This is a genomic window from Robertmurraya dakarensis, from assembly GCF_900156875.1.
GTDB lineage: Bacteria > Bacillota > Bacilli > Bacillales > Cytobacillaceae > Robertmurraya > Robertmurraya dakarensis.
Window position 1 is genome coordinate 315958 of record NZ_LT707408.1, and the last position, 1002, is coordinate 316959.

The 1002-nt window shown below is 40.1% G+C and carries 1 protein-coding gene and 2 rRNA genes (1 of these 3 only partly in view); all 3 read left to right on the plus strand.

What is annotated here, in order from left to right; translation table 11 throughout:
- Positions 1–132 (plus strand): 23S ribosomal RNA (locus CZ487_RS02615) (it extends 2800 nt beyond the left edge of the window).
- A gap of 272 nt (positions 133–404) precedes the next feature.
- Positions 405–521, plus strand: a 5S ribosomal RNA gene (gene rrf, locus CZ487_RS02620).
- A 340-nt stretch (positions 522–861) separates the two neighbouring features.
- The coding region (locus CZ487_RS02625) for a CtsR family transcriptional regulator (RefSeq protein WP_139339532.1) at positions 862–1002 on the plus strand (141 nt) is incomplete at its 3' end.

Sequence of the window (1002 nt, forward strand, 5' to 3'; positions counted from 1 at the left end):
CCCCCTCAAGATGAGATTTCCCATAGCGCAAGCTAGTAAGATCCCTGAAAGATGATCAGGTTGATAGGTCAGAGGTGGAAGCGTGGTGACATGTGGAGCTGACTGATACTAATCGATCGAGGACTTAACCAAAAAGAAAAGCGAAGGCGACTGTTCAACTCTGAGAGGCGTTGGAGAGCCGGCCAGGCAAATCCTGCTTTTGGATTTGAATGGACGGATTGAAACGACCGAAGAGTTAGGAGCTGCAGCTGGACAATTTAAAAGATGCTTGTCAAGTTATCTAGTTTTGAGGGAATGAATAATTCATTCTATATATAGTAAGTCTGCTCCTGCGGCATAGCTGGTTCGAGGAAGTTTTCTTTTACTCGTCGCAAGCCAACAGGGAAGTAATTCAATGCAGCAGGCTTGGTGACGATGGCGAGAAGGTCACACCCGTTCCCATACCGAACACGGAAGTTAAGCTTCTCAGCGCCGATGGTAGTTAGGGGCTGTCCCCTTGTGAGAGTAGGACGTCGCCAGGCAATATTAAAGAGTATCCATTTGGATGCTCTTTTTTGTTATTCGCTGTTAATTTCCTGATAACCCTAAATAGCCAGTGAATTGCCTCTGTAATACACCTTTGAACCCTGTATCAATCCATTCCTATATTCAATAATTTAAATTTCTATGAATTTGTAAATGAAGACAAAGGAATTCAACATCTTTTTAGAGAATACCTTTTTAAGCTCATTCGTTTCGACAATAACGTTTGAGAATGTGGAAATTTGGGGAAATTATTAAAGTGTTGTTCATTGCAAATGGGTATATTTTTCATGTATAATTAAAGTCAAATATAGTCAAAGTCAGATAGGAGGGGGTTTAGTGAGAAACATCTCCGATATCATCGAACAATACTTGAAACAGGTATTAGAATTAAGTGAAAAAGAGATTGTTGAAATCAAGAGAAGTGAGATTGCGGACAAATTTCAATGCGTTCCCTCCCAAATAAACTATGTAATAAAT